Here is a 26,448-nt window from a genome sequence, read left to right on the forward strand (position 1 = left end):
AAAAATTTTTTACAAATATCCGCCAAGGGAAAACTTAATAAGGATTTCTTTTGTCAGTTTGTAATTTGAGAGGATTATGGGCATAAGGAAATGGAAGCTGGTGTTTTCTTTCGCTATTCCAGAGGACGATGGGATACCAAGAATAACTTTTTCGCCAAAGTAACTTACAAGAAAAGTAAATCCAGGGAAAATTGGGATACCGTACTTCACAACCTCAACCCCCATAAGTTTTATTCCCGCAACTGTTCTATCATCAGGGTCAACTGCCATCCCTCCCATATAAATAACTATGTCTGCGCCATCATTAAGTGCCTTAAGTCCTGCATCTTTTATTTTTAAATCATCATCGGGGAGAATTTCTCTCATAATTACTTCTTGTCCGAGACTTTCGAGATATTCTTTAACTCTAACACTTAAAACTTCTTCTCTAAGCCCTTCGATAAACTCGTTGCCCACAGGGAAAAGCGCTATCTTATGTGGAACTATGGGCTTCAAATCTATTATCGGTCTATAAGCATTTGCGACTTTTTCAACCTCTGAAAGCACATCGGGAGATATTTCCTTCGGCATAATTTTTCCTATTGCAACAGGTGTCCCTTGTTTTACGAAGGCGAGGGGCTTCTTTGTTGCAACGACTATGTCGTCAATTTCATTTATTTTAAATAGACCTTCTGCGTTAACGAGTAAAATACCATTTTGTTTTGCAACAAGTTTTACTTTTGATTCCTCGGGCTCTGTAATGTCGAGGTTCTCGCCTTTTATTGCTTCCATAATAAAGCGCCCGGCGTCATCCTCATGGACAAAAGGACTGCCGTTATCCTCAATCCACACATAGTGCCTTCCAATTGAAAGAAGTTTTGGAATGTCATCTTGAGAAATTTTATGACCGCGTTTAAAAAGGACACTTTTATTTAGTCCTTCAATTATTGTTACATCAGTTGCAAGAGTTTTACCTACTGCTTCATGAACATCAACTTTCTTCATATAAACTCCTTAGTGCGATGTTGAATTATAAATAATTGTAACTTTTTTGAGATTAGAATCCCACAGAACTTCTGCGCCAAAGTTTTCAGCAATAAAGCGCAAGGGAAGCATAGTCCTTCCGTCCTTTATAAATGGAGCAACCTGCGGATTATCTTTATCGATAGGTGTTGGAACTCCATTTACAGAGGCAAGAGGATTTCCTATGTAGAGTTCGATTATTTTGTCTTTAAGAGCAATTATGACAGTTTTGGTATCGGCTTTCCAGATAACCTGTGCATAGAGCGGTTCTGCAATGAAACGGACAGGGACAAAAGTTCTACCTCCTATAATTACAGGTTGTGTATCCATCTTCATTGGGATGCCGTTTATGTAGTAGTTTTGAGAGTTTATGTAAAATTCAAGTTTAACCGAGTTGACCCTGGAGTCAGAGAAGATTATTGGCTTCACTGCAAATGGGTCTGATGGGTCGGATGAATTTCCCTTTTCATCAACCGCTATAACCCAGTAGTAATAAGTTGTTCCTTGTTCAAAAGGTCCCTTATCCTCAAAGTGCAACTCTTTTGTTTCACCAATAAAAAATGCATCGGATAAATTGTTTGTTTTGCTTCGATAAATTTCGTAATCCTTGATCCTGTAAGAGCCTGCGATACTACCATTAAACGAGAACTCAACCTTTGAGACATTATTAATAAGAGTTATGCCCTCGACCTTTGAAGGCTTCACAAATACAGGGAGAATAGTAAGTTCTAATGGCGTTCCTATAACATTAACCTGTGTTCCGTTTGTTGCACTCAAATTTGTAAAACTTATGAGGACTTTGTTCCCGCTTTCCTTTATAGAAGTGAAAGTGAGGGTAAGAATAGAAGTCCCACTTGAAACTCCTGTTACATCGCCTGAAAATGTGAGGTTACCGTCATTATTTGAAAGAGTTAGGTAATTTGAGGTGTAATTTACAAAAGTAATGTTATCCCTGGGATACGCAACTGTAAATGAAATATTTTTAAGAGGCGTATTCGTGTTTAAAATTACATCAAAGGTAATTTGGTCAGGCACTCTTACGGTGATGCTTGAAGGTGTAGGGACAAGGTTTGCACCAATAACTTCGATTACCGATTTCAAATTCACTGCATTTTTTATGCCATTATAGGAGAAGGTTATACTTCCAGAGTTTGCACCAATATTACCCCATCTTGCATCTGCAATAATAGTTATAACACCTCTCCCTTTAATAGATGAAGGATAGAAGGAAAATACCTTTGAGGTTGAGGTAAGGAACATCGTGTTTGTTATGTCGGGTGCGGAAATAGAAACATTCATAAATTTTGCTTCGTTTCCTTTGAGAGTTCCAAAGTCAAAATTCGTTGTGCTTGCCTGTGGTTGCAGCCTTGACAACTGTGTAAGATTTGCAAATACATAATCAAAGCCTGTATAGTTATAATTCAATGTGTATGGGTTGTAGTTGTCTCTTGTAAGTAATATCGTGTGTGCACCTTGCGTCAATGGAACAAATGCACGTGTTTTTAAATTTGTATTAGTGCCATCAACTGAAATCATAGCATCAGGATAAGAATCAATTATTATGCCATCTACAGGGCTAAAAGAAACTGAGTATGTGCCTTTGTAGAAGTAGGAAAAAGTGCTTGTGAGGTTTTGAGAAGTCGAGAAAGATAGATATGCTTCAATCGTCACACTTGAAGGTACTTTGAAATTTGGCAAAAACGAGAAGTTTATAACGCCGTTTTCGATACTGCCTTTAATTAAATCGGTAGATAAAACCGATCCATTATTTATATATTTTACAAAAAGGTAGGGGATAAAATTGTCCGTAAGATTCGTTTTGTATGAAAGATTTATCGTGTAGTTTGAGGTTGTAATATTTCCACTATTCAGATCCGAAAAATCAAAGTCTTCAAAAGTAACACTCGTTTTAACTTTCTGCCCAAAGGCATTCCCTCCGTTATAAAACTCTAAGGTTGCATCGTAGGTACCAGGATTATCTACATTTACAACAAAATCACAAAGGTATGTCTCGCCAGGTTGAACTTTACTTCCTATGGGAATTGTTTTTTCGATTTTTGTGTTGTTGGATACAAGTGTAAGTTTCACAGAGTATGGATTCGAAAAAATTGAAGGTTGCCATGTTGATGTGCCAACATTCTGTATGAGAAATTGAAGGTGTGTGTCTGTTTTTGTTTGCATAATAAGGTCGGTATTTGCTTGCACAATGCGTGCGTTATCGGTTGGGTTCTCGTAAAGGTCGCCAAAGTGGTATGGTGTAGGAGTATCAATATAGGAAGGTGGATTTGTTATCTTTGTTGGGTCGGGCTTTGTAATCTTAACAGGGGTCCAGAGTGGCTGCCCATCGTCACCAATGATGAGTTTCCCAATGTTATCAATAACCTTGTCCTGATAGTGCCTTCCCTGTGGATTTAGAGGATGATTTGTGTAAGAGAATCCATTGTACGCCCATATTGCGTAATACCAGTTTTCGAGGATATTCCTGTCGGAATCGCCTATTGCTGGAGTGATTTTCCACTTGCCATCAAGTATCTTTGCACCAACTTCGATATTGTAAAATATGTCAGTCTCAAGCCTGTCAAGGTCAGAACGCCCCGTTGAATTTATTTGCATGATACCAATATCAATAGAGCCATCAGTATTGGTGTGAATTATTGGTGCACCTGTTGCATCAAACTGTTTCCAGCCAGATTCAGTGTATGCAATCCCCATAAGGATGACCGAAGGGATGTTGTATTTTTTTGCAACCTCAATAAACTTTGCACGGAGAACGCTATCAGATGGATTTGGCGGAATTGAAAGAAGAACAAGCGTATCAAGAACAATCACGGTAATTAAAGCAATAATCGAAACACTTGCAAAACCTTTTCTAAGCATTTAACTCTCCTAATATGTTTCTTGCTTCCTCTAATATTCTTTCCCTTAGTTTCTTTAGCCTTGCATCTTTCGACTTATCAAGGTATTCTTCTATTGCCTTCATTGGGTCCACCTCGCTTACAGATGAAAGGACTACTGCACCTGTGTCTCTTTCGTCAATAACCTGAGTAAAAACATATGCGCTATTCTTGAGTTTGTCAATAAGAGTTCTTAATTTTCCCTCATCCTCGAGGTTGCCTTTCACTACAACACGCACGATTGAATCCTTTATCTTTTCAAAATTAATATTATCAAATGAAGAGTCATTTTCGATTTGAATTGTATAGAACTTTCTTGCAAATGGATTTTCTATAAATTCAATTGCCTTTAAGGAATCTTCAACCTCAACAAAAAAGAATCCCTTAGGGTCGTTTTCCTCGCCAAAATCAAGCCTATCCAGAGACCCAGGGTATGCAAATGTGTGCTCATACTTTCGGCTTTTTAGAATCTGATTTTTGTGAAGATGTCCAAGAGCATAATAAATAATGTTACTTCTATCAAGTTCCTCAATTGAGAGGGGCAATTCTTTTGAAAAATTTATGTACTGTTCAAATCCAATAACACCTTCAGAAACAGGCATATGCGCAACAAGGATATTCTTTTCGCCGTTTACTTCGGAAATCAACTCATCAACTATGGAAAGTAGCCTTCTATTAAGGATGTTCAAAACCTCATCTTCACTTTTATCCCTATACTCTTCCTTTGAGAGAATGTTTGTCTTAAACGGATATGGAAGCGTTAGAAAATTCACTCCTTTTATGGTTATAACTTCGGGTGTCTTGCTTATATGTATAAATTTAAGGGGCAATTCGTTATAAAGGTCAAGGTGTATAGAGCGCTCCCTAAAAGGCGCCCCTTCGTGATTGCCCGTTACTATTAAAATTTCTATGTTCGATTCTGCAAGGGCATTCACAAATCGTGCAAAGAGTTTTTCGTCTCTTACCTCGGGATCTCTTTTATGAAATACATCCCCTGCAATAACTACTAAATCAACTTTGTATTCTTTTGCCTTTTCGATAACAAAATCAAGCGTATTTTGAAAATTAAAATTATTTTCTCCGTTTTTTAAGGGAAACCCTATATGCAAATCTGCAAGGTGAAAAAACCTCATGCCGTATGGTACCCCCCATCTATAAAAATGCTATTACCTGTAATGTAGGATGAGTCCTCCGACAACAAAAACGCAATGAGTTTTGCAACCTCTTCCGGAGTTCCTGCACGTCCAAGAGGCACTCTCTTTAAAAATTCGCTTCTTTCTTTATCAAATTCGCTTTTAAAAAAATCTTCTGTCATATTCGTCCTTATTAGCCCTGGTAAGATAGTATTAACTCTTATTTTATACTTTCCAAGTTCAAATGCAAGGGCGTTTGTTAAACCAATCAAAGAAGCCTTTGTTAGTGCATAGCCAGAAGAAGGAGCAGATTCCCCAAAAAATACATCAATTGAAGATATGAATACGACACTTCCTCCTTCTTTAAAAAGCAGAATAAGGTCACGCAAAATCTTAAAGGATGATTCGACATTTACCTTCCACATTTCCTCAAGTTCGTGGTCTCTAAAGGTTTCAAATGGCTCGGTATAGATTACGCCCTGAGAAAACACAACACCGTGAAGCGAATCTACATTTTTTCTTACCCAATTTACAACCTTATTACTATCCTCTGGAAGTGATGCCTTGAGAAAAGAAATTGCCGGATTTAATTTCAGTGTTTCCTCAATATGAGTGTCACTTCTCCCTGTTGCAAGGACATTTGCCCCATGGCTTTTTAAAAGTAAGGAGGTGGCCCTCCCAATCCCGGAAGAGCCACCTACAACCAAGACGGACTTCCCCACAAAATCCATCTTAGAGTTTTAAGTAGGGAATAAGGCAGAGCATCAAGGCTTTTGTGTCGCCAATATTTTTGTATGAGTGAGGTGCATTGGGCTTTATGAAAACAGCCGTGCCTCCTTCAACTACACGCTCTTCTGTTCCCTCGGTTATAATGAGTTTTCCTTGAAGAATGAAGATCTCATGTTCCCACTCATGGTGGTGCTCTGGAATTACAGCACCAGGTTCAAGTTCAAAATACCTCATTGCAAAACGCTCTGCCCCATCTTCCTTTTTGATGAGCCACCGAATAGTCACGCCAGGGATATATGCCCCATTGAATTCAACTGGTTCAGGCTTTAATTCTTCAGGCTTTACTACCTTCACCCTAGCCTCCTAAAAAATCTTTTGCAATTTTGCTTCCTTCTTCAAGAGCCTTGATGTTAACCTCAAGGAGTTCCGCCTTTCTTCCTGTAAGGTATTTTTTGAGGGCTTCCTTTATCGATTCAAGGGAGACTGGTTTTTCAACCTCCACATATGCCCCAAGAAGAATCATATTAACAACTCTTTCAGACCCGAGTTTTCGTGCAACATCGTGCGCATCAATTTGAATGACTCGGACATCGCTCCTTTTTACTTCTCTTGGAATGAGAGTTTTATTGAGAATCATAATCCCATTTTCTTTCATCAAAGGTTCGTATTTGTCAAGGGATGGAAGATTAAGGATTATCGCTGCTTCTGGTCTATCAATTACAGGGGATGCAATTTCTTCATCTGAAATAATCACATGGCAGTTTGCAGTCCCGCCTCTCTGCTCTGGTCCATAGGATGGAAGGAATGTTACATATTTCCCCTCGTCTTTTCCTGCCTCTGCAAGGAGTTCTCCTGCAAGCATTACACCCTGACCACCAAAACCTGCTATAACCACTCCTTTTTCCATATTATTCAACCCCCTTTACAACCCTGAATTCACCAATTGGGAATACTGGAAGAACTTCCTTTCTTACCCTTTCAAGTGCTTCAACTGGCGTCATCTTCCAGTTTGTTGGACAAGTCGAAACAAGTTCCACAAGTGAATAACCCAAGCCTAAAAGTTGTGCCTTAAATGCCTTCCTTATAAAATTCTTTGCTTGATTTATGTGCTGCGGAGAGTCAAGCGAAGCCCTTGCAATGTAAGCAGGACCATCAAGAGTTGCAAGCATTTCAGCTACATGTATTGGAAACCCATTTACTTCTGGCTTTCTTCCGTAGGGTGATGTTGTTGTAACCTGTCCAATAAGAGTCGTTGGTGCCATCTGCCCCCCGGTCATTCCAAAGTTTCCGTTATTAATAAATATTGTTGTAATAAGTTCGCCTCTTGCTGCAGCGTGGACTGTCTCTGCCATACCAATGGATGCAAGGTCACCGTCGCCCTGATATGTGATAACAAAACTTTCAGGATGTGCCCTCTTTATACCTGTTGCCATTGCGCATGCCCTTCCGTGTGCTGCAACTGTTGCATCTGTATCAATGAAATCGTAACCAAATACTGAACAACCAACCGGCCAAACAATAACTGCCTTTTTTACAAGGTCCATTTCCTCTAATAATTCTGCAATGAGCCTGTGAGCAATCCCATGAGTACAACCAGGGCAATAAGTTGTGGGTTTCTTTGTAAATGTCTCTGGTGCTTTATATATAAGTTTCATTAGCAACCTCCTAAATGAAGCCTAAATTGCTTGTATATTTCTTCTGCTGTAGGCACAACACCGCCAAGCCTTCCATAGTAGAGGACAGGCTTCTTACCATTTACCCCAAGTTTTACATCTTCAAGCATCTGTCCTTCGTTCATCTCCACATCAAAGAAGAATTTTACTTTGTCTGCAAAATCTTCATACACCTTATACGGGAACGGCCAAACAGTAATTGGTCTTATCAAGCCTGCTTTTATGCCTTTTTCTCTCAACATTTTAACTGTTGTCTTCATTATCCTTGCAACCGTTCCAAAGCCGGTGAGAGCATATTCTGCATCATCCATCATATATAATTCGTATCTTGTTTCGTTTTCGGCAATCTTCTTGTATTTCTCCTGCAGTGCAAGGTTCATCTTTTCAAGACCTTCTGGGTCTAATTCGAATGAACTTATCAGGTTCCTTGGTCTATCTCCCTTTCCAACAATTGCCCAATCAGGTGTTTTGAGTTTGCTCACATCAACCCAATCTTTAAATTCAACAGGCTCCATCATCTGTCCTAAAAGACCATCTGAAAGAACAACCACCATAATTCGATACTTCTCTGCAAGTTCAAATGCGTCGTACATAAGGTCGCACTGTTCCTGAACTGTATGTGGTGCAAGGACAATTGAGTGATAATCACCATGACCGCCACCTTTTGTTGCCTGGAAATAATCTCCCTGTGCAGGTGCAATATTCCCAAGACCGGGACCTCCACGCATAACATTAACAACAACGCATGGGACATTCGAATTTCCGATGTAACTAAAGCCTTCCTGCATAAGGCTTATACCAGGGCTTGAGGATGTAGTAATAACTCTTGTCCCCGTTGCTGCAGCACCATAAACCATATTAATAGATGCAACTTCACTCTCTGCCTGGACATACTTACGCCCTAACTCCGGCATTCGCCTTGAGAAATACTCAGGTGTTTCGTTCTGTGGTGTAATTGGATAACCAAAGAAAATCTGAGCACCTGCCCTAATCGCTGCCTCAGCAAGTGCTTCTGACCCTTTCATTAAAAGCCTTTCTCCCATAATTACCTCCTAAACCCCGACCTTCTCGGGTCTTCTTACTTCAACAATTGCCTTGTCAGGGCACATAATGTAGCAGAAACCACAAGAGATACAACCTTCGTTATCAAAAAGTTCGACTGGATGGTAACCTTTAAGGTTGATTCTGTCTGAGATCCTTAACACATGTTTTGGACATACACTTACACAGAGGCCACAACTTTTGCACCTCTCTTCATCAATAATTACTTTTGGTTCCATTAAACATACCTCCTTATATTGGAATTGGACTTACAAATAATTTGAGTGGAAATACATCCACATCAAGAGAATCCATTAAAGACAATTTTAACTCATCAACACAACCAAAAAGGATAGGAATTGAAAGTTCCCTGGAAACTTCACTCAGTATTAAAAAGCCTTCTTTTATAATTTCGTATGTTGTTTCCCAACGCAAATTTGTATTCAAGACAAGATGTGTCACCTTGAGTTTTGAAGCATTTTGGATTGTCTCTATCTCTTTAAGGATCTGCTCTTTTGTTTCAGTATAGGGTCTTTTTGTATTTACCACGAAAAGCATGTTGTATGAGTCTTCAAAGAAATTTCTAAACTGGGCAATACTTCCTGCACCGTATGCATCTCCTCCAACATCAATAACATGGTAGGATTCCTTATCCATAAGTTGAGAAATAACATCTTGAGGAAACACCGGCACATCAAGTGCTCTTGTAAGAGGGGGTGGAAGGACAAGGTCAAGCCCATAAGGAGAAAGTTTATCGACAACATCCCTAATCCTTACATACGGCTTAACGATATCCATATCAAAGAGTTTCACTGGTATTTCAAGACTCTTCAACTTTATTGCAAGATTAATTGCAACTTCTGTTTTCCCAGAACCAATACGCCCTGTAATTATCTGTGTCCTTTTTTCTAAAAGTTTTCTTACATCAAATTCTTTCATAGATTTTCTCTTTTTCTTCTCCTTTCAACACACGCAGTGCACCTTCTGCAAGTGCCCTCATTTCATCTTCACCAGGGTATAGCAAGACCGGTGCAATAAAACTTGTGCGTTCCTTTATCCACTCTGTAAGCATCTTAGAACGAGCAAGTCCACCTGTTAAAATTATTGCATCAACTTCTCCTTTTAATACTGCTGCCATTTCTCCAACAGTCTTTGCAACCTGATATGCCATTGCTTCATAAACAAGTTTTGCATACTCATCGCCTTTTTCAATACGCTCCTCTACCTCTATTGCATTGTTCGTGCCGAGGTGTGATACAAGACCACCCTTACCTGCAAGGAGTTTTTTCATCTCTTCGTATGTGTATTTGCCACTCATGCAGAGGTCAACAAGGCTAATCGTGGGAAGCCCCCCTGCACGCTCTGGAGCAAAAGGTCCGTCACCATTGAGTGCATTATTTACATCAACTGTTCTTCCTTTTTTGTGTGCAGCAACCGATATGCCACCACCAAGATGAACCACAATTAAATTAACTTCATCGTATTTTTTGTGAAGATCCTTTGCAGCCCTTCTTGCAACCGCCTTTTGGTTTAAAGCATGCCAGATTGATTTTCTTTCGATGCCTTTGAGTCCTGAGTATCTTGCAAGAGGCTCCATCTCATCAACAACAACTGGATCAACGATATAGGCAGGTTTGTTAACCTTTGTTGCAAGGTTATATGCAATAATAGCACCAAGGTTTGAAGCATGCTCTCCGTATTTACATTCTTTAAGGTCTTCAAGCATCGCTTCATTTACCCTGTAAGTTCCAGACTCGATTGGATGAAGTAGCCCACCACGACCTACAAAAGCGTCAAAGTCTTCCAGCTTAAAGCCATTTTCTTTAAGGACATTTTCGATTACCTTGACCCTAAAATCATACTGCTCGATAATGTTTTTAAAATCCTTTAATTCCTCTGATGAGTGCCTTATTGTCTTTTCTAAAACTGAAGATTCGTCATCAAAAACTGCAATCTTTGTTGAGGTTGACCCTGGGTTAATTACAAGAATCTTCATCTTTTCCTCCCATAAAATAAATATAGGGACCCATACCGAGTCCCTTTATGAAGTATGTAATGCCTATTATGACTATAATAATAAACAGGGAAAAAATCCCGTAGAATAAGTCAAAGACTTTTAACAGCCTCAAAAAATATTCCATAATCTTTTATATTATAGCATAAAATTACAATGTTAGTATAATTACATAAGGAGGTAAAAATGGAACTTATTGAGAGAATCCAAAAAGAATACATACAGGCAGTGAAGGAAAAGGACGAAATTAAGGCAAGTGTCCTTAATATGATTAAGTCCCAGATTAAGTACAAGGAAATCGAGTTAAAGGGATTGGGTAAAGCGCTTCAAGAGGGAGACTTAATAGAAATTATTAGAAAAGAAATTAAAAAGAGAGAAGAAGCAATCGAAATGTACTTACAAGGAGGCCGTGAAGACCTTGCTAATAAAGAAAAGAAGGAACTTGAGGTTCTAAAGCAGTATCTTCCAAAAGTTCCCGATATAGAAGAAATAGAAAAAGAGATCGATAAAATAATCGAAGAAGTTTCCGCAAAAGATAAGAAAGACTTTGGAAAAGTAATGAAAGTAGCAATGGAGAAATTCAAAGGTATTGTTGATGGAGATAAAATAAAGGAAATTGTCCAGAAGAAACTTAAATAAAAAAGGGCACCAACAGGTGCCCTAGATTAAATATAAATATCTTAGTAAAATTAAGCGCCAAGATACGCTGCCTTAACTTTTGGGTCTTCCTTCAGTTCTTTTGCAGGTCCTTCATGTGCAATACTACCCACTTCAAGAACATATGCGTAATGTGCAATTTCAAGCGCCATCTCTGCGTTCTGCTCTACAAGGAGGACGGTTTTACCTTCCTTGTTAATCTTTACGATTGTATCAAAGATCTCCTCAACCAAAACAGGTGCAAGTCCCATAGAAGGCTCATCCATCATTATCAGGTCTGCATCAACCATAAGTGCCCTACCAAAGGCAAGCATCTGCTGTTCGCCACCAGAAAGCGTCCCTGCAAGTTGCTTTTCTCTTTCCTTTAATCTTGGGAATAGTTCAAAAACATCTTCAAGTTTTTCTTTGAATCTACTCTTGTCCTTCAAGGTCCATGCAGCAAGTTCGAGATTTTCTCTTACGGTTAGATCTGGAAAAACCCTTCTTCCTTCGGGCACATGAACAATACCAAGTTGAACTATCATATGAGGTTCCATCTTGGTTATATCGACATCCTTAAAGAATATTGTTCCTGAACGTGGTTTTACAAGACCAGATATTGTCCTAAGTGTGGTTGTTTTACCAGCACCATTTGCGCCAATTAGTGTTACAATCGTCCCGCCTTTAACTTCAAAGCTTATTCCCTTAAGTGCTTTTATTGCACCGTAGTAAACTTCAAGATTATTAACCTTTAACATTTGCCTTCCTCCCAAGATACGCTTCAATTACACGAGGGTTGTTCTGGATCTCCGTGGGTGTGCCTTCTGCAATTGTTTCTCCAAAATCCATAACCTTTATTCTCTCACAAATGCCCATAACGACCTGCATGTGGTGTTCTATAAGGTATATAGTAACTTTAAAGTGGTTTCTAATCCAAAGGATCATTTCCATAAGATCTAAAACTTCCTTCGGGTTCATACCTGCTGCAGGCTCATCGAGGAGAAGTAATTTTGGGTGTGTTGCAAGAGCACGGGCGATTTCAAGCCTTCTTAATTCACCATAAGGTAGCGCTTTTGCGGGAAGGTATGCTTTATCTCCTAATTTAAATGTATCAAGAAGCTCAAGGCTCTCTTCAGTTATTGATTTTTCCTCCCTGTAGTAAGAAGGTGTCCTTATAATTGCATCAGCAAGCCCGTATTTCAATCGGTAGTGACCTGCAATACGAATGTTATCGAGCACTGTAAGATTTCCAAAAATCCTCAGGTTCTGGAATGTCCTTGCAATACCAACTGCAACTACCTCATGTGGCTTGTAGGTAGTTATGTCTTTATCATAAAAATATATCTTTCCTTCTGTTGGGACATAGACTCCGGTTATGAGGTTAAAGATTGTTGTTTTGCCAGCACCGTTTGGTCCAATAAGCCCCCACAGCGCACCTTCTGGAAGTTCGAGGTTAAAGTTGTGAACAGCACGAAGTCCACCGAAGTAATGAGTTACTGAATCAAGTTTAAGCGCCACCCGTTGCATTTTTTTCCTCCTCTTCTGGAACAAGAATCTTAAATTCCCTCTGACCCATAATGCCCTCAGTTCTGTAAAGCATTACAACTATAAGAAGCACTGCATAGATTACCATTCTCCATTCAGGACCAACTGTAAAAGGCAAGAAATGGAGATTGTTTATGAAATCAATACCAAGCCTCAACAATTCTGAAAGCACTGTAAGAATAACTGCAGCAAGGATAGAACCACTAATACTTCCAGCGCCACCAATATAGACCATTGTAAGAATACTCAAAGGTCCTGCAATACTCGGGCTTGTAAAAGAGAACATTGTAGGATGTGCGAGTTGAAGGATATGCACAAGCAATGCGCCGGCAATACCTGCAAAGAATGCACCAATAGAAAACGCCATAACTTTGTATTTAGTAGTATTCACACCGACAAGTTCTGAAGCAACTTCGTCCTCTCTTATTGACTTCATTGCCCTACCAACTGTTGAGTAGATTATATTTTTCATTACAAAGATTGAAATCAATGTAAAAAAGAAAATAACAGGAAAAGTTGAAAGCCTCGGAATACCCAAAAGCCCTCTTGGTCCACCAACATAATCGATAGCATTAACTGCAACTTTGACTATCTCCTGGAAAGCAAGAGTGACTATTGCAAGATAATCGCCTCTTAGCCTCAAGCTTGGAATACCTATAAGGACACCAACAATCGCTGCAACAACGCCTGCAAGAAGAACCGCAATTATAAAAAGGGAGAACTTTGGAACCGAAGGCATTCCTGCAACTTTCCATATCAAAGTTGTGAGAACTCCCGCAGTATATGCACCAACCGCCATAAATCCACCATGTCCAAGGGAAAACTGTCCTGTAAATCCATTAATCATGTTTAAACTTGTAGCAAGAATAATGTTAATAAGTGCAATATCAATAATCTGCATGTAATAGTTATTGAGGATTCCGACAAGATACAAAATTTGAATTACAGCAAAAAGAACTAAACCATACAAGAAAAGTAACCTATTTTTAGTTAGGATTTTCATATCACACCTTTTCTCCTGTCTTCTTTCCAAACAATCCTTGAGGAAGGAAAATAAGAACTATAATCAAAATTAAATATGCAATACCTTCCCCAATAATTGAGTTAATTGCATACCCAAATACCTCGGCTATTCCAAGAATAAATGCTCCAAGCATTGCTCCACCAATATTTCCAATGCCACCCAAAACCGCCGCTATAAAGGCTTTTAATCCCGGAACGATACCCATATAAGGGACAATTCTTGGATAGGTAAGACCTGCAAGAAGACCTGCTGCCCCAGCAAGGGCACCACCAATGATAAAGGTAAGGTCGATTATCCTCTCAAGGTCGATACCCATAAGCCTTAAGGCATCCTTATCCTGAGAAGATGCTCTCATTGCCATCCCAAGGCGTGTGTAGAAGATAATGTATGTAAGGACAAGCATCAAAACTACCGCAATGGAAACATTAATTATCTGGTAATTAGTAAAGTGAACTGTTCCTATGTTAAAATCTTTGAGCGATATAAACTGAGGAAATGGCCTGTATGAAGGCCCTATCGCAGGGACTGCCGATGTAAAGTACTCAAGAAACATTGAAACTCCAATTGCAGTAATAAGGGCTGACAATCTCGGCTTGTATCTTAACTTCCTGTAAGCAATCCTGTTTGAAAGGAATGCAACAAGTGCACCTGCAGTCATGCTTACAAGAAGGGCAATCACTATTAATGAACTTTGCCCAAGGCGTTGTGCCATCAAAAAGTTTATTGCAAAGTAAGAAGCATATGCACCAATCATATAGAAATCGCCATGAGCAAAGTTTACCAATTTAATAATTCCATAAACAAGTGTATAACCAATTGCAATAAGTGCATAAACACTTCCAAGCTGGATTCCGTTTATTAACTGTTGCAAGTTAAATATATTGCTCATTTTTCACCTTCCCTTTAAAAAAGGGCAGGAGCCATAAGCTCCTGCCTTCAAAAAGATGTCTATTCTATGGGTTTACGGTTGTTACATATACCTGCTTTCCGTTTTCGATCTTAATAATAACAGCAGGCTTTACTGGGTTTCTATTTTCATCAAACTTGATTACGCCTGAAACACCGTGGTATTCGATATTCTTTAGTGCATCTCTAATCTTTGCACCATCAGTAGAGCCTGCATTCTGGATTGCCTGCAAAATCAATCCCATTGCATCATAACCAAGTGCTGCAAGTGCATCGGGTGCTTGCCCATATTTTGCTGTATACTTCTTTACGAAATCTTGGACCTCGGGTCTCTTATCATCCTTGGAGAAGTGGTTTGTAAAGTAGGAGTTATTAACTGCATCCCCACCAATTTTAACAAGGTCTGGTGAATCCCAACCGTCTCCACCAAGGAATGGTCCAGTGTAACCAAGAGCCCTTGCCTGTTTTGCCATAAGGCCATCGTCGTTGTAGTAATCAGGGCAGTAAATTACATCTGGCTTTCCTTTAAGAATGTTTGTAAGGAATGGTGTAAAGTCAGTTGTTCCTGCAGGGTGCCCTTCGAATGCAACAATAGTACCGCCAAGTTGTGTAAATTTGTCTCTAAAGAACTCTGCAAGACCCTTTGTGTAGTCGTTGCTGTTATCAAAGAGAACACCTGCTTTTCTTGCATTGAGGTTGTTGTAGGCAAACATCGCACCGACAGTTCCCTGGAATGGGTCAATGAAGCATGCCCTGAAGATGTAATCACCAACTTGTGTAACCTTTGGGTTTGTTGAAGTTGGTGAAACCATTGGGATACCTGCATTCTGGCAAATAGGTGCAATTGCAAGAGAAACTTTACTCATTACAGTACCAGCGATTGCAACGACCTTATCCTCGTTAATAAGTTTCTGTGCTGCTGTTGCTCCCTCCGTTGGGTCTCCTTTGTCATCTGCAAAGACAAGTTCAATCTTCTTACCCAAAACTCCGCCCTTTGCGTTCCACTCTTCGATCATCATCTCATAGCCGTTCCTTGTTGAGACACCAAATGTAGATGCTTCGCCTGTTACCGGACCAATACCACCAATTTTAATCGTACTTGGTGCTGCGGTTTTGCAACCTGTGAAGGTTGTGCTTACGAGTGCTACTACTAAAAGTAGCACCACTAAGATTTTTCTACTCATCTTTCGCCTCCTCTTCTGTTTTTTTTACCCCTTATAAATTTTATTGAAAGAATTATATGAAAAAAAATCCAAAAGTCAAGAGCGAATTTTTTACATTAAGTAAAATATTTATAAGCAAGATCTTTAAAAATAAAAAAGGGGGCTTGTGCCCCCAAATAAAAAGGCTTAGGAAACTACTTTGAAACTGCATCTTTAAGTTCTTTACCAACTTTGAAGTAAGGAACTACCTTTGCTGGGATAGAAATCTTCTTTCCAGTTCTGGGGTTGACACCGTTCCTCTTTGCTCTCTCTCTTGTTGCCCAGGTGCCGAAGCCAATGAGTGCTACTTTGTCACCTTTCTTTAGGGTTTCTTTTACGACTTCAATGAATGCATCGAGCATTGCTTCGACATCTTTCTTCTTCATGCCGGTCTTCTCAGCAACTGCTGTAACGAGTTCTGGCTTGTTCATCCGTTTTCACCTCCTTTCTCATATCTATTTTCTCAAGTATTTATGCAGCCTCTTTTAAAGAAACCGCATAAATACTTGCTTAATTCTAATATATACAAATTTTACTTTATGTCAAGAGGTTTTAAATGGATTTTTGCACTTTTTTTACACTTTTTTACGAAATTTGCTTGTTTAAATAGATGCTCTTTTTATTTAAAAGGCTTTATTAAACTTAACTTTTTAAAGATTACCTTGCGAAATGTATTGGATTTCCAGAAATTTTCCCATATCCTATCACTATAAGGCAAAAGGGGTGAGTTTATGATACAATTTGTGCAAAAAAGAGATGGAAGAGTTGTTCCTTTTGAGAAAGAAAAGATCACGAAGGCAATCGAGAAAGCAGGATTGGCTGCACATGAATTTGGAAGAGAAACAGCAGAATATCTAACTAACATCGTAGTTCAAGAGATAATTTTTGAAAAAGAGCCAGTAAATATAGAGATAATTCAAAATAAAATCGAAGAAGTTTTAATGCGAAAAGGCTTTTATCAGACTGCAAAGGCTTTCATTATTTACAGAGAAAAAAGAAGAGAATTAAGAGAACTAAGAAAGCATCTTAATATACCCGAATTATTTGACGCATATATCGGAGAAGAAACCTGGGAAGTACATGAAAATGCAAATATTGATTACTCTATTCAAGGACTAAAAGCGTATATCACCGGAAAGGCGGAGGAGATTTACTGGCTTGAGAAGGTATATCCAAAGAAAATCTCGGATTACCATAAAGATGGTTTTGTGCATATACATAACCTCAGTTTTCTTGGAGCCTACTGTGTCGGGTGGGACCTTGAAGACCTCATTAAACGAGGTTTTGGAGGTGTTCCAGGTAAGCCATACTCATCTCCTGCAAAACATCTATCCTCAATCTTAGGGCAGATGATGAATTTCCTTTTCACACTCCAGAATGAGGCTGCGGGTGCGGTTGCATTTTCCTCTTTTGATACTCTTTTAGCACCTTTTGTATACTTCGACAAACTATCCTATAAGGAAGTTAAACAGCAAATCCAGGAGTTTATCTATAATATGAACCAAACAATGAGGACTGGCGGGCAGTCGCCTTTCTCGAATATCACTGTGGATTTAACACCACATCCACTCTTAAAAGATAAGCCCGTAATTATCGGTGGTAAACCAATAAAAGAATACACTTACGGGATGTTCAAAAAAGAAATGGATTTAATAAACAAAGCCCTCTTTGAAGTTTACATCGAAGGCGACGGTAATATGAGACCACATACCTTCCCAATCCCAACCTTGAATATTTCTAAGGACTTTGACTGGGATAATCCGGTGCTTGAACCCGTATGGGAGGCAACGGCAAAGTACGGGACTCCATATTTTTGTTTGGAAGAGAAGACAAAGATAATAACGAAAAATGGAATAAAGGAAATAAAAGATATAGAAACAGGAGATGAAGTTCTATCCGATAATGGTAATTTTGCAAAAGTAACGCATGTTGAAAAAATTGTTTCAAAAGAAAATATCGTAATAGAGGGGGATAATTTCAATATCATTTGCAGCCCTAATCACAGATTCCCTACCGATAACGGAATAAAGAGAGCAGATGAGCTATCTTTAAGAGATCGACTATTGCTGTATAAGGAAAAAATAATATTAGAAAATGGGATGGTAATCGATCACCGTACGAGACAATTCTTCGAGCTTGAAGATATTAGTTCACTAACAAAAAAAGAGTTTGTAAAATTGACACCCAAAAGGATAATTAAAGAAATCCCTCCTTTTAAATTCAATGGAAACAGATGGCAAACGACTCTCAATAATGATATCAAAATACCAGAAGACTTGAACGAAGATATAATGGAACTTTTCGGTATCGTAATAGGAGATGGCTCAATACAAGAAAAATCTCCATCTATTCGAGTAGTTAATGCAGACGAGGAAATTATAGATTTTGTAACAAAAACTTTTGAAAAAGAATTCAACGTAAAACCATATATAAGACAAGCAGGGCGCTCAAAAGTATGTAAAGACATGTCAATAAATAGCAGAATCGTAGTAGATTTTTTCAAATATTATGGAATTTCAGGATCAACACACACAAAGAGAATTCCAGAAGCACTTTTCTTCCGTAACGAAAAAGAGATAGGTGCACTATTGAGAGGACTCTTTGATACAGATGGGTCAATTCATATTAATAATAATGAACAGCCGATTATTTCTATATCTTTCTCTAATGAGAAACTTATGAAAGATACAATATTGCTTTTAGCAAAGATAGGAATTGTTGGCAAGTTCAATAGAAATAAAGATAACGAAAAAGGTAGAATTGTAATCACCGGCAAAAGAAACATAGAGATATTTAAGAAAAAGGTCGGATTCCGAATAAAAAGAAAAGCAGAAAAACTGGATTATGAAACAAAAATAGATAGACCCTCCATAGGAGATAAGATCGTCTCAAAAGAGGAAGGGGCGAAATTTAGCGAAGCATACAAGCGTAACCCGGAATATAAAAACGCAAAATGGGTAAGGATAATTTCCGATAATGAAGAACCTTATCTTTTTATAGAAAAAATTGAAAAAGGAATCGAAAAAGTTAAAATAAATAAAATCTCTTATGATTATACAGAGCACAATCTTGTGGATATAACAGTTGATTCTCCTAATCACTTATTTGTTCTGGAAAACGGAATAATAAGTCACAATTCTAATTACATAAACTCCGACTTAAGACCAGAAGACGCACGCTCAATGTGTTGCAGGCTTCGTCTCGAAACAAGAGAGCTGAAATCTAAAGGCGGCGGGCTCTTTGGCGCAAACCCCCTTACAGGAAGCACGGGTGTAATCACCATAAACATGCCTCGTATTGGATATCTTGCAAAAAGCGAAGAGGAGTTTTTCTCGATACTTGACGACATTATGGATGCAGCAAAAGAAGGGCTTGAAAAGAAAAGGGAAACTGTTGAGAAATTCACTGAGATGGGTCTTTATCCTTATTCACGCATATACCTCGACTCGATTAAAGAATCAACAGGACACTACTGGTCTAACCACTTTTCAACGATCGGACTTATCGGAATGAACGAAGCACTTATGAATTTCTTTGGAATTAATGTACATATGGGAACCCAAAAAGGTATAGAATTTGCAGTTAAAGTGCTGGAACACATGCGTAATAGACTTAGAAAATACCAGGAAGAAACAGACCACCTGTTTAACCTTGAGGCAACACCTGCAGAAAGCACAGCATACTCGCTTGCATTGAAAGACAAAAAATTATATCCCGATATTATTACGGCAGGGACCGAAGAAAATCCATATTACACCAACTCAACACAACTTCCAGTTGGTTTTACTGATGACCCGTTTGAGGTTGCAGCGCTTCAAGAACCAGTACAAAAATTGTATACCGGCGGATGTATAGAGAAAGGGAACAAGGTTTTAACAGATAAAGGTTTGCTTCCAATAGAATACATAGTTGAGAATTTCAGTCATTTAAAACCAATTAAAGCTTTAAGTTACAATAAAGATAGAAACATATCCGAGTGGGATGAAATAGTAGAAGCAGTTAAAATAGATGTTAGTAAAGAAAACAAAATAAGAGTAAAAGGAGAAAAGGGCTTAGATATAGTTACATCAGATTGGCATCCGTTCTTTGTGCTTGAAGAAATAAAACCGGATACGAAATGCCCCGTCTGTGGCACTAAGGTTAACGGTATCAAGGGGTTTGCTGCGCACCTAAGACATAATCCAACTTGTAGAGAGAAATACATAAGCATGGATAAATTTAGAGTTGTTGAGAAGAGAGCAGATGAACTTAAGGTAGGAGATTATATTTTGCAAAATTCTTTTAACATGTATCCTGACAAAGAAAGCGAATTGGATGAAAACCTTATGTGGTTAATCGGCTTCTTTATTGGAGATGGCTCTATTTCAAAGAGTATAGATAATAGAGGCGGCAATCACCTTGAAAAATACTACATTAGGTTCTTTAGTGAATCGCAAAGAGGACTTGAGAAGGCTGCTTCTATTCTAAATAACAATTTTGGTTGTAATATAAATGTTACCAAAAGCGATAAAAGAAGTGACGCTTTAAGAGAAGTTGTTACATCGAAAAAAGATGTTATAGATTTCTTCTTTAAGTATGGTTTTTGGGCGGGAGAAAAAGTATATGATATTTATGTTCCAGAAAAAGTAAAAGAAAACATAACGCAAAAAAATGTTTATGCTTTTATCTCTGGGCTTATTGACTCTCACGGAACTATCGGGAAAAGAGATGGAGATTTAGAATATGACACAGTTTCTGAAAGATTAGCAAATGATATTCTTGAGATCTTTACTAAAGCAGGGATATTAGCAACTAAAGCCCTTAAGAAAACAAAGAGAGAAAACGAAAAAGATATTTTTAGAATTAGAGTCCCTCAATATGAATTAACCAGGATTAAGGAAAAGTTGGGTATTGAAGCAAACTTAGATAGAGTTAGGAATAATTTTTCTGATAGAGTGAGGCGTCAATTACCAGTAGTAAGAGTAAAAGAAATCTCAAAAGTGGACGTTGAAGATAACGAGTTTTACGACTTAATGACAAAAAATAACCACAATTATCTTGCAGGGAAAAATTGCCTTGTTTTCGTGCACAATACTGTCGTCCACTTCTTCCTGGGGGAGCGTCTTACGAATCCAAATAGTGCAAAGATATTCGTAAGAAAAATCCTTGAAAACTTCGAAATCCCATATATAACGCTTACACCTTCATTTTCCATATGTCCAAAGCATGGGTACATTCCTGGTGAACATGAATTCTGCCCTTACTGTGATGAAGAGTTGAAGGAAAAAGCACGCAAAGGCGAGCTTGAAAGTAATAAGAAATCTGGTAAAATAGATATTGATTTGAAAATAGACATTTAGAAAGTAGGGAAGTTTGAAGCTATGTTAAAAAGAAAGTTGTTTAAAAGCGAAAGAAAATTACTAACCAGAAGAAAAATAAGACAAACTGTAAATAGTTTATTGGGGTTTTGTTAAAAACTGAAGACTAAAGGGGGACGCTTGCAAAAGGGTGAGGTATCCGTTTATCTATTATCCTATACTCCAGATCCAGAATTGGTAGTTGCAACCGCTATGAGACAATCCCGATATCCAGGAGGTGTAAAAGATCTCAACTTAGGTGAAGAGGATATAATAAGGCTCATAAATCTTGCACTCCAGCTCGGACACTTTTCAGTTTTTGAACACATTAGTTTCACATTTGCAATAGAAGGTATCTCAAGAGCCTGTTCACACCAATTTGTCCGACACAGATTCTTTTCTTTTACCCAGCAATCACAAAGATATGTAAAACTGAATGAACCTGTTTTTATAATTCCTCCCTCCATTGAGAATAACCCTTCTGCGCTTAAAATCTTTGAAGGTGCTATGGAAAACATAAAGAAGTCTTATCAACAATTGCTATCTCTAAAAATCCCCGAGGAAGATGCACGCTTTGTCCTGCCGAACGCAACCGAAACAAAAATGGTTGCAACAGCAAATGCAAGGGAATTAATGCACTTCTTTAAACTCAGGCTCGATACCCATGCTCAGTGGGAAATAAGGAAACTTGCAAAAAAGATGTTTGAGATTGCAAGTTACGTTGCACCTCATATATTTAACGAAGAAAACATTAAATATTTCGAGTAAATATCCAAAACAATAAGAGGAAGCGAATACAAAAGTCCCATTAAAGCACAGTCAATATCAACAGTTACCATAGTCTTCAAAAAGAGCAAAACAACAACAGCAGAATATAAAGGAATCTTAGGAATAACTAAATTAGAGATAATTCTATCACTCTTCATATCTATAAGCCTTACAAATAGTGAAGTTGTAAAAACAATTAAAAACCAGCCGATAAAATTACCTACTGGTACACCAAAATAGCCATCATTAAAATTAAGCCACTTCCATAAACCCAGTTTCACAGAAAATGGATCAATAAAAACATCAAATGAAGTAACAAACATTGCATCAAATAGAGGATACAAAAAGAAATAAGACTTCGAGAAAAAGCCTAATCCCGGCTTGAATATGTTTTGAAAAATAGCATTAGTTGTAACAAATCCTATAAATATGAAGATACCCCAGAATAGCCAAACAAGCAGAGGAAGACCAAGAAACTTAGGATTAAAATTTGGAGCATATTCATACCTAACCCCCATAGGTCCGCCTGCATTCATCCCTCTCAATTCAAAAAGAAACGGGATAAGAAATAAAAGTAAGACTTTAAAAACATTCACTAAGAGCTTTTTCCACATTTTGACCTCCCCATATAAAAATAATACACAACATAATTAAAAAGGGGGCTTATTGCCCCCTTAAAACTTCTCAAGCAAGTTTCGTTTACGGATTCACAAAAGTTATCCTTCCATCTACTTCTTTATATACTTTTGGATTTGCCTTTATGTAGGAAACAAGGTCGTCCCTCATATAGTTTCCAGTGACAATCTTTACAGAAAGGGCATTTTTAAATACTGTATAGCCATCGCCACCTGCTGCCATAAAATCATTTGTTGCAACTTTATAGACTTTATTTGGATCAAGTGGTGTTCCATCTGTAAGAGTTACTTCAACTACACGTTTTCCCGGAGGATTATTTAGATTTACCTTAACTCTAATTCCTGAAATCTGCGGGAATCTACCTGCCTTAGCCTCGTACTGGGAGAATCCATTTTCAAGGGCAGCAAGAATATCAGAACCTTTCAGTTCAAGAAGTAGAATTAGATTATTAAATGGAAGGACCGTGTAAATAGTACCAACGCTAATTGGTCCTTTTGGAATACTCGCTCTTATCCCACCGCCATTTGTAATAGTAATGTCTGCTTTTGCAGTTTCTCTCATCCAATCCGCAATGAAATCACCAAGATTGGTCTCCTCGAGCCTAATTTTAGATTGATCAAGGTCAACAAGAGCCTCACCAATTACTTCTGACATCTTCTTAGTTATTTCGTCATTGTATGGCTTAATTATTGAAGCAATAGTTGGGTCTTCCTGTATATCACCAGTAATTGGAATAAGTTTATAATCAATCTTTACAACCCTTGCAGAGTTTGCTGTTGTCTCAAAGTAGATATTAACATCTCCAAGATTATTACCGTAACAACCGGTTTGGACAATGTATGTACCATTTACAATATCAGGTTTTTCTAACACGGTATGTGTGTGGCCGCCAATTATGAGGTTAATTCCGCTTACCTTAGCTGCAAGTTCTTTATCGCCGAGACTACCTGTATAGTAATCTGTTCCTGTATAGCCAAGGTGCGAAAGAAGCACTATGAAGTTGGAGTTATCTTTTAATGTTGAGACCATATTTGTTGCAGTCTTGACAGGATCGAGAATTTCAAGCCCTTGAAGACCATCAGGGTTCACAAGGATTGGAAGTTGTGGAGTAGTAAGCCCAAAAATACCGAGTTTTACAAAACCAAATTGCTTTATATCATATGGCTTACTCATAAATGATGAGTTTGTCTTTGTATCGATAATATTGGAGGAAATATAAGTGTATTTTGCCTCAGATACTCTTTGAGCAAGTAAGTCCTTACCCCAATCAAATTCGTGGTTTCCAAATGTTGCATAGTTATAGCCCATTGCATTGTAAACTTCAATTACATCTTTGCCGTAGAAGAATGCACCAATTGGAGGACCGCCACCAATTGCATCACCTGCATCAACAAGAAGGGTTCTGTCTGGGTTATATGCTCTTTCCTGCTGTACTACAGTGTAAATCCTTGCACTTCCACCAATAGGTTTTTTATTTGCATCCGTTCCGCCGAGTAGGTACATATGGAAGTCATTTGTATGGAGAATAGTTACAACCGGGAACCTTGATGAAGCAAGCATATGGACAAAAGTTTCTCTTGTAATTGGCTTTCCTGCACCAAGGGTATCACCAGTTGGCTTATAGAATCCCATATAAACAAAGTAATTTACAAAGTCCTTTGCTTCAGGAAGAAGCGCGGATGCATCTTTAAACTTTGAAATGACATCTTCTGCCTGTGGGTTTGAAACCTTTAAAGCCCTTGACAGAACCAAAACTGCCTCTTCAAGAGTAATAGGATTGTTTGGCTTAAATGTCCCATCTGGATACCCCATAAATACCTTTGCCCTTGCAAGTGTCTCGATATAAGGAGATGCCCAGAAATCTTTTGGAGTGTCCTTAAAAGAGTACTTTGGAAGATTAAACCAGGGGATATAGTCGTAAGGGAATGCTTTTACAATCATCTTTGCAAACTCTGCTCGTGTGAGGGTTCTTTCAAGATGAAGAAGTCCATCTGAATAGCCCTGGATAACACCACGATCAACAAGGACATCCACATCAACATTGCCTGTGGTTGCAGCAGTTACTTTTGGGGCTACATTTACTGCGGGAATCAATGCTAATATAAGCACTGCAACCAGCAAAAGAGACAAAAACTTTTTCATTCCAACTACCTCCTTTCAAAATATTTTTATGTCTACATAATATTATAAACTTTTTCCAAAAAATTTAATATCAAATTCAAAAATAATTTAATTCATTTTCCCTAAAATTGAGGCTAAATTCGTATTTGCATTTTACAAAATATAGGTATAATTATTTTGAATAAGGAGGCACATATGGAAGAGAAAGTCATTGAGAAAGGTGACCTTGTACTTGAAGATGGGACGGTAATTCCAAAAGAACTAAGAACACGTTGTGAAGTTTGGTCAAGACCTGTTGGCTACCTTAGACCAGTCCAGCACTGGAACAATGGAAAAAGAGAGGAGTTCAAGGAGAGGAAAAAGTTTAGAGTAGAAGACTCGAAATAAACTTAAAATTTAATGAAAGGCACTCTTGAAAGTTTTTCCTTAGAAGAACTTATCCAGGCTTTAAACCAGACTAAAAAAGTCGGAAGAATTGATATTAAAGGATCGCACGGGCAATATGGTCTTTACTTAAATAAAGATACCATATACCACGCATATTCTCCTCATTACGAAAGAGGATACAATGCACTACTCGAAGCATTTATTGAAACTAAAGGGGAATTCGAGTTCAAAGAAATGCTAAATTCGAAATATATAACAATTACAAAGCCACTTTTTGACATAATTACAGAAGGTATTTCAATAAAGGAAGAACTTTCGGAAATAAATAGCAAGGTTTATGATGACACAACTTTTGAACTGGTGCCAAATGTAAATACCGACAAAATATCACTTTCAACAAGTGACCTAAAACTTTTGCGAACTCTTGGACAGGGGAAAAAGGTAATAGACTTACTTAAAGAAGAGAACATTGACTATATAAGTTTCCTTAGAAAACTAAAATCTTATATCGAAATTGGTCTTGTAAAAATAAAAAATGCCGGGTAAAACCCGGCGATCACTTACTCAAAAGTTATACTTAATCAAAGGTAAACACAACCTGGACATTAACATTAACCTGGAGTGTTCCATCTTCAACAGGGACATTTGCTTCTGCCTGACCCTTTGCAAAAGACCTGAATATAGGCTGGGGATAGCTTACTGATTCAATCGAGATCGACTTAATACCTGTAACTTTATAGTTTGTTCCCTTCAAAGATGCGTCTGCTTTTGCTCTTGCATTTTTCATAGCATTCTCAATTGCCTGAAGTTTTAAGTCATCCTTGTTAGATGCATCAAAAGAGATACCGCCAATATCGTTTACGCCTGCTTTTACAACTGCGCTAAGTATTTTTCCAGCATCGGCTATCTTCGTTTCAACGGTAAAATTCTCTGATGCTCTGTAACCTTCAAGGGTTTGCTTCCCTGTTTGCTGGTTGTAAGAGTAAATAGGGTAAAGTGAAAGATTAGATGTCTTTATCTTCTCTTTTGCAATGCCCTGATTCACAAGAACATCCACAATTGCATTTGCTTTTGTTGCAAGACCATCCATTGCCTTTGATGGGTCTGGGTCCTCAAAGAAGACTCCGAAGTTTAAGTAGGCAACATCTGGAGTAACTTCAACAACACCTTCTCCTGTTACAGAAATCGTGTGGTTCGTTGGATCTGATTCTGCAGTTGCTTCACCCTTTGGAAGAACCCTTCCACCAATAAAAATAACCGTTAAAATTGCAACAACCACTACTAAAGCTAATAACTTTTTATTCATTTCCTTCACCTCCACTAATTAGATACAGCAACCCCCGAAAAAGTTCCATAAATTTTAAAGAATTTTTCCGTGACTTATAACATAAAGGGGCTTTT

The 26,448-nt window shown here is 38.1% G+C and carries 25 protein-coding genes; 5 read left to right on the plus strand and 20 right to left on the minus strand.

The features are described from left to right. Nucleotides 1-9: 9 nt before the first annotated feature. The 11 genes from JHC30_06560 to buk are packed head-to-tail and all read right to left on the minus strand — an operon-like array spanning nt 10 to nt 10,468. The gene (locus JHC30_06560) at nt 10-984 is read right to left on the minus strand and encodes a hypothetical protein (protein MCI4463811.1); all 975 of its coding nucleotides are present in this window, start codon (nt 982-984) and stop codon (nt 10-12) included. A gap of 9 nt (nt 985-993) precedes the next feature. Next, a complete protein-coding gene (locus JHC30_06565; GenBank protein MCI4463812.1) occupies nt 994-3,879 on the minus strand; it encodes a transglycosylase SLT domain-containing protein in 2,886 nt (961 codons plus the stop codon). Continuing rightward, nucleotides 3,872-5,029, minus strand: a complete 1,158-nt coding sequence (locus JHC30_06570; GenBank protein ID MCI4463813.1) for an exonuclease SbcCD subunit D — start codon at nt 5,027-5,029, stop codon at nt 3,872-3,874. The genes JHC30_06565 and JHC30_06570 overlap by 8 nt, the downstream gene beginning before the upstream one ends. Next, the gene (locus tag JHC30_06575) at nt 5,026-5,751 is read right to left on the minus strand and encodes an SDR family oxidoreductase (GenBank protein MCI4463814.1); all 726 of its coding nucleotides are present in this window, start codon (nt 5,749-5,751) and stop codon (nt 5,026-5,028) included. Before JHC30_06575 ends, JHC30_06570 begins: the two co-directional genes overlap by 4 nt. A 10-nt stretch (nt 5,752-5,761) precedes the next feature. After that, entirely contained in the window at nt 5,762-6,112 is a 351-nt protein-coding gene (locus JHC30_06580) for a cupin domain-containing protein (protein ID MCI4463815.1), read from the minus strand. Between the two features lies 1 nt (nt 6,113). Beyond that, nucleotides 6,114-6,665, minus strand: coding sequence for a 2-oxoacid:acceptor oxidoreductase family protein (locus JHC30_06585; GenBank protein MCI4463816.1), 552 nt, complete (start codon nt 6,663-6,665; stop codon nt 6,114-6,116). Between the two features lies 1 nt (nt 6,666). Beyond that, nucleotides 6,667-7,413 (minus strand): 2-oxoglutarate oxidoreductase, encoded by a 747-nt coding sequence (locus JHC30_06590; GenBank protein ID MCI4463817.1) that lies wholly within the window; start codon nt 7,411-7,413, stop codon nt 6,667-6,669. Further along, nucleotides 7,413-8,477: a 3-methyl-2-oxobutanoate dehydrogenase subunit VorB gene (locus tag JHC30_06595; GenBank protein ID MCI4463818.1), complete on the minus strand. Its 1,065-nt coding sequence runs from the start codon at nt 8,475-8,477 to the stop codon at nt 7,413-7,415. The genes JHC30_06590 and JHC30_06595 overlap by 1 nt, the downstream gene beginning before the upstream one ends. Before the next feature lie 6 nt (nt 8,478-8,483). Then, nucleotides 8,484-8,711, minus strand: coding sequence for a 4Fe-4S dicluster domain-containing protein (locus tag JHC30_06600; protein ID MCI4463819.1), 228 nt, complete (start codon nt 8,709-8,711; stop codon nt 8,484-8,486). Between the two features lie 13 nt (nt 8,712-8,724). Then, entirely contained in the window at nt 8,725-9,411 is a 687-nt protein-coding gene (locus tag JHC30_06605; GenBank protein MCI4463820.1) for a hypothetical protein, read from the minus strand. After that, nucleotides 9,398-10,468 (minus strand): butyrate kinase, encoded by a 1,071-nt coding sequence (buk, locus tag JHC30_06610; protein MCI4463821.1) that lies wholly within the window; start codon nt 10,466-10,468, stop codon nt 9,398-9,400. Before buk ends, JHC30_06605 begins: the two co-directional genes overlap by 14 nt. 204 nt (nt 10,469-10,672) lie before the next feature. Between buk and JHC30_06615 the strand changes: the two genes are divergently transcribed. After that, nucleotides 10,673-11,125: a GatB/YqeY domain-containing protein gene (locus JHC30_06615; protein ID MCI4463822.1), complete on the plus strand. Its 453-nt coding sequence runs from the start codon at nt 10,673-10,675 to the stop codon at nt 11,123-11,125. A 50-nt stretch (nt 11,126-11,175) separates the two neighbouring features. Here JHC30_06615 and JHC30_06620 read toward each other — a convergent pair whose 3' ends face one another. The 6 genes from JHC30_06620 to JHC30_06645 all read right to left on the minus strand — a co-directional run bounded on the left by JHC30_06620 (nt 11,176) and on the right by JHC30_06645 (nt 16,230). Further along, nucleotides 11,176-11,880 (minus strand): ABC transporter ATP-binding protein, encoded by a 705-nt coding sequence (locus JHC30_06620; protein ID MCI4463823.1) that lies wholly within the window; start codon nt 11,878-11,880, stop codon nt 11,176-11,178. Beyond that, the gene (locus JHC30_06625; protein ID MCI4463824.1) at nt 11,867-12,649 is read right to left on the minus strand and encodes an ABC transporter ATP-binding protein; all 783 of its coding nucleotides are present in this window, start codon (nt 12,647-12,649) and stop codon (nt 11,867-11,869) included. The genes JHC30_06620 and JHC30_06625 overlap by 14 nt, the downstream gene beginning before the upstream one ends. After that, nucleotides 12,630-13,670, minus strand: coding sequence for a branched-chain amino acid ABC transporter permease (locus JHC30_06630; GenBank protein ID MCI4463825.1), 1,041 nt, complete (start codon nt 13,668-13,670; stop codon nt 12,630-12,632). Before JHC30_06630 ends, JHC30_06625 begins: the two co-directional genes overlap by 20 nt. Before the next feature lies 1 nt (nt 13,671). Then, on the minus strand, nt 13,672-14,580 hold the full coding sequence (locus JHC30_06635; protein ID MCI4463826.1) for a branched-chain amino acid ABC transporter permease: 909 nt from the start codon (nt 14,578-14,580) through the stop codon (nt 13,672-13,674). Between the two features lie 64 nt (nt 14,581-14,644). Further along, a complete protein-coding gene (locus tag JHC30_06640; GenBank protein MCI4463827.1) occupies nt 14,645-15,781 on the minus strand; it encodes an ABC transporter substrate-binding protein in 1,137 nt (378 codons plus the stop codon). Between the two features lie 173 nt (nt 15,782-15,954). Next, complete coding sequence (locus tag JHC30_06645; GenBank protein ID MCI4463828.1) at nt 15,955-16,230, minus strand: HU family DNA-binding protein; 276 nt, start codon at nt 16,228-16,230, stop codon at nt 15,955-15,957. Nucleotides 16,231-16,530: 300 nt separating this feature from the next. On the opposite strand from JHC30_06645, the gene JHC30_06650 reads away from it, so the two are divergent. Then, entirely contained in the window at nt 16,531-21,138 is a 4,608-nt protein-coding gene (locus JHC30_06650) for a hypothetical protein (protein ID MCI4463829.1), read from the plus strand. 138 nt (nt 21,139-21,276) lie between these two features. Then, nucleotides 21,277-21,903, plus strand: coding sequence for an FAD-dependent thymidylate synthase (locus JHC30_06655; protein ID MCI4463830.1), 627 nt, complete (start codon nt 21,277-21,279; stop codon nt 21,901-21,903). Here the strand turns inward: JHC30_06655 and JHC30_06660 are convergent. After that, nucleotides 21,864-22,517, minus strand: a complete 654-nt coding sequence (locus tag JHC30_06660; GenBank protein MCI4463831.1) for a carotenoid biosynthesis protein — start codon at nt 22,515-22,517, stop codon at nt 21,864-21,866. The genes JHC30_06655 and JHC30_06660 overlap by 40 nt on opposite strands. A gap of 85 nt (nt 22,518-22,602) precedes the next feature. Then, a complete protein-coding gene (locus JHC30_06665) occupies nt 22,603-24,681 on the minus strand; it encodes a 5'-nucleotidase C-terminal domain-containing protein (protein ID MCI4463832.1) in 2,079 nt (692 codons plus the stop codon). Nucleotides 24,682-24,855: 174 nt separating this feature from the next. On the opposite strand from JHC30_06665, the gene JHC30_06670 reads away from it, so the two are divergent. Both JHC30_06670 and JHC30_06675 read left to right on the plus strand, forming a co-directional pair. Continuing rightward, on the plus strand, nt 24,856-25,047 hold the full coding sequence (locus JHC30_06670; protein ID MCI4463833.1) for a hypothetical protein: 192 nt from the start codon (nt 24,856-24,858) through the stop codon (nt 25,045-25,047). A gap of 12 nt (nt 25,048-25,059) precedes the next feature. Then, nucleotides 25,060-25,593, plus strand: coding sequence for a DUF4388 domain-containing protein (locus JHC30_06675; protein MCI4463834.1), 534 nt, complete (start codon nt 25,060-25,062; stop codon nt 25,591-25,593). Between the two features lie 31 nt (nt 25,594-25,624). On the opposite strand, the gene JHC30_06680 is transcribed toward JHC30_06675, so the two are convergent. Then, nucleotides 25,625-26,353, minus strand: coding sequence for an SIMPL domain-containing protein (locus JHC30_06680; protein MCI4463835.1), 729 nt, complete (start codon nt 26,351-26,353; stop codon nt 25,625-25,627). Between the last annotated feature and the right edge of the window lie 95 nt (nt 26,354-26,448).

The sequence above is a fragment of the Caldisericum sp. genome (genome assembly GCA_022759145.1).
In the GTDB taxonomy this organism is placed as follows: domain Bacteria; phylum Caldisericota; class Caldisericia; order Caldisericales; family Caldisericaceae; genus Caldisericum.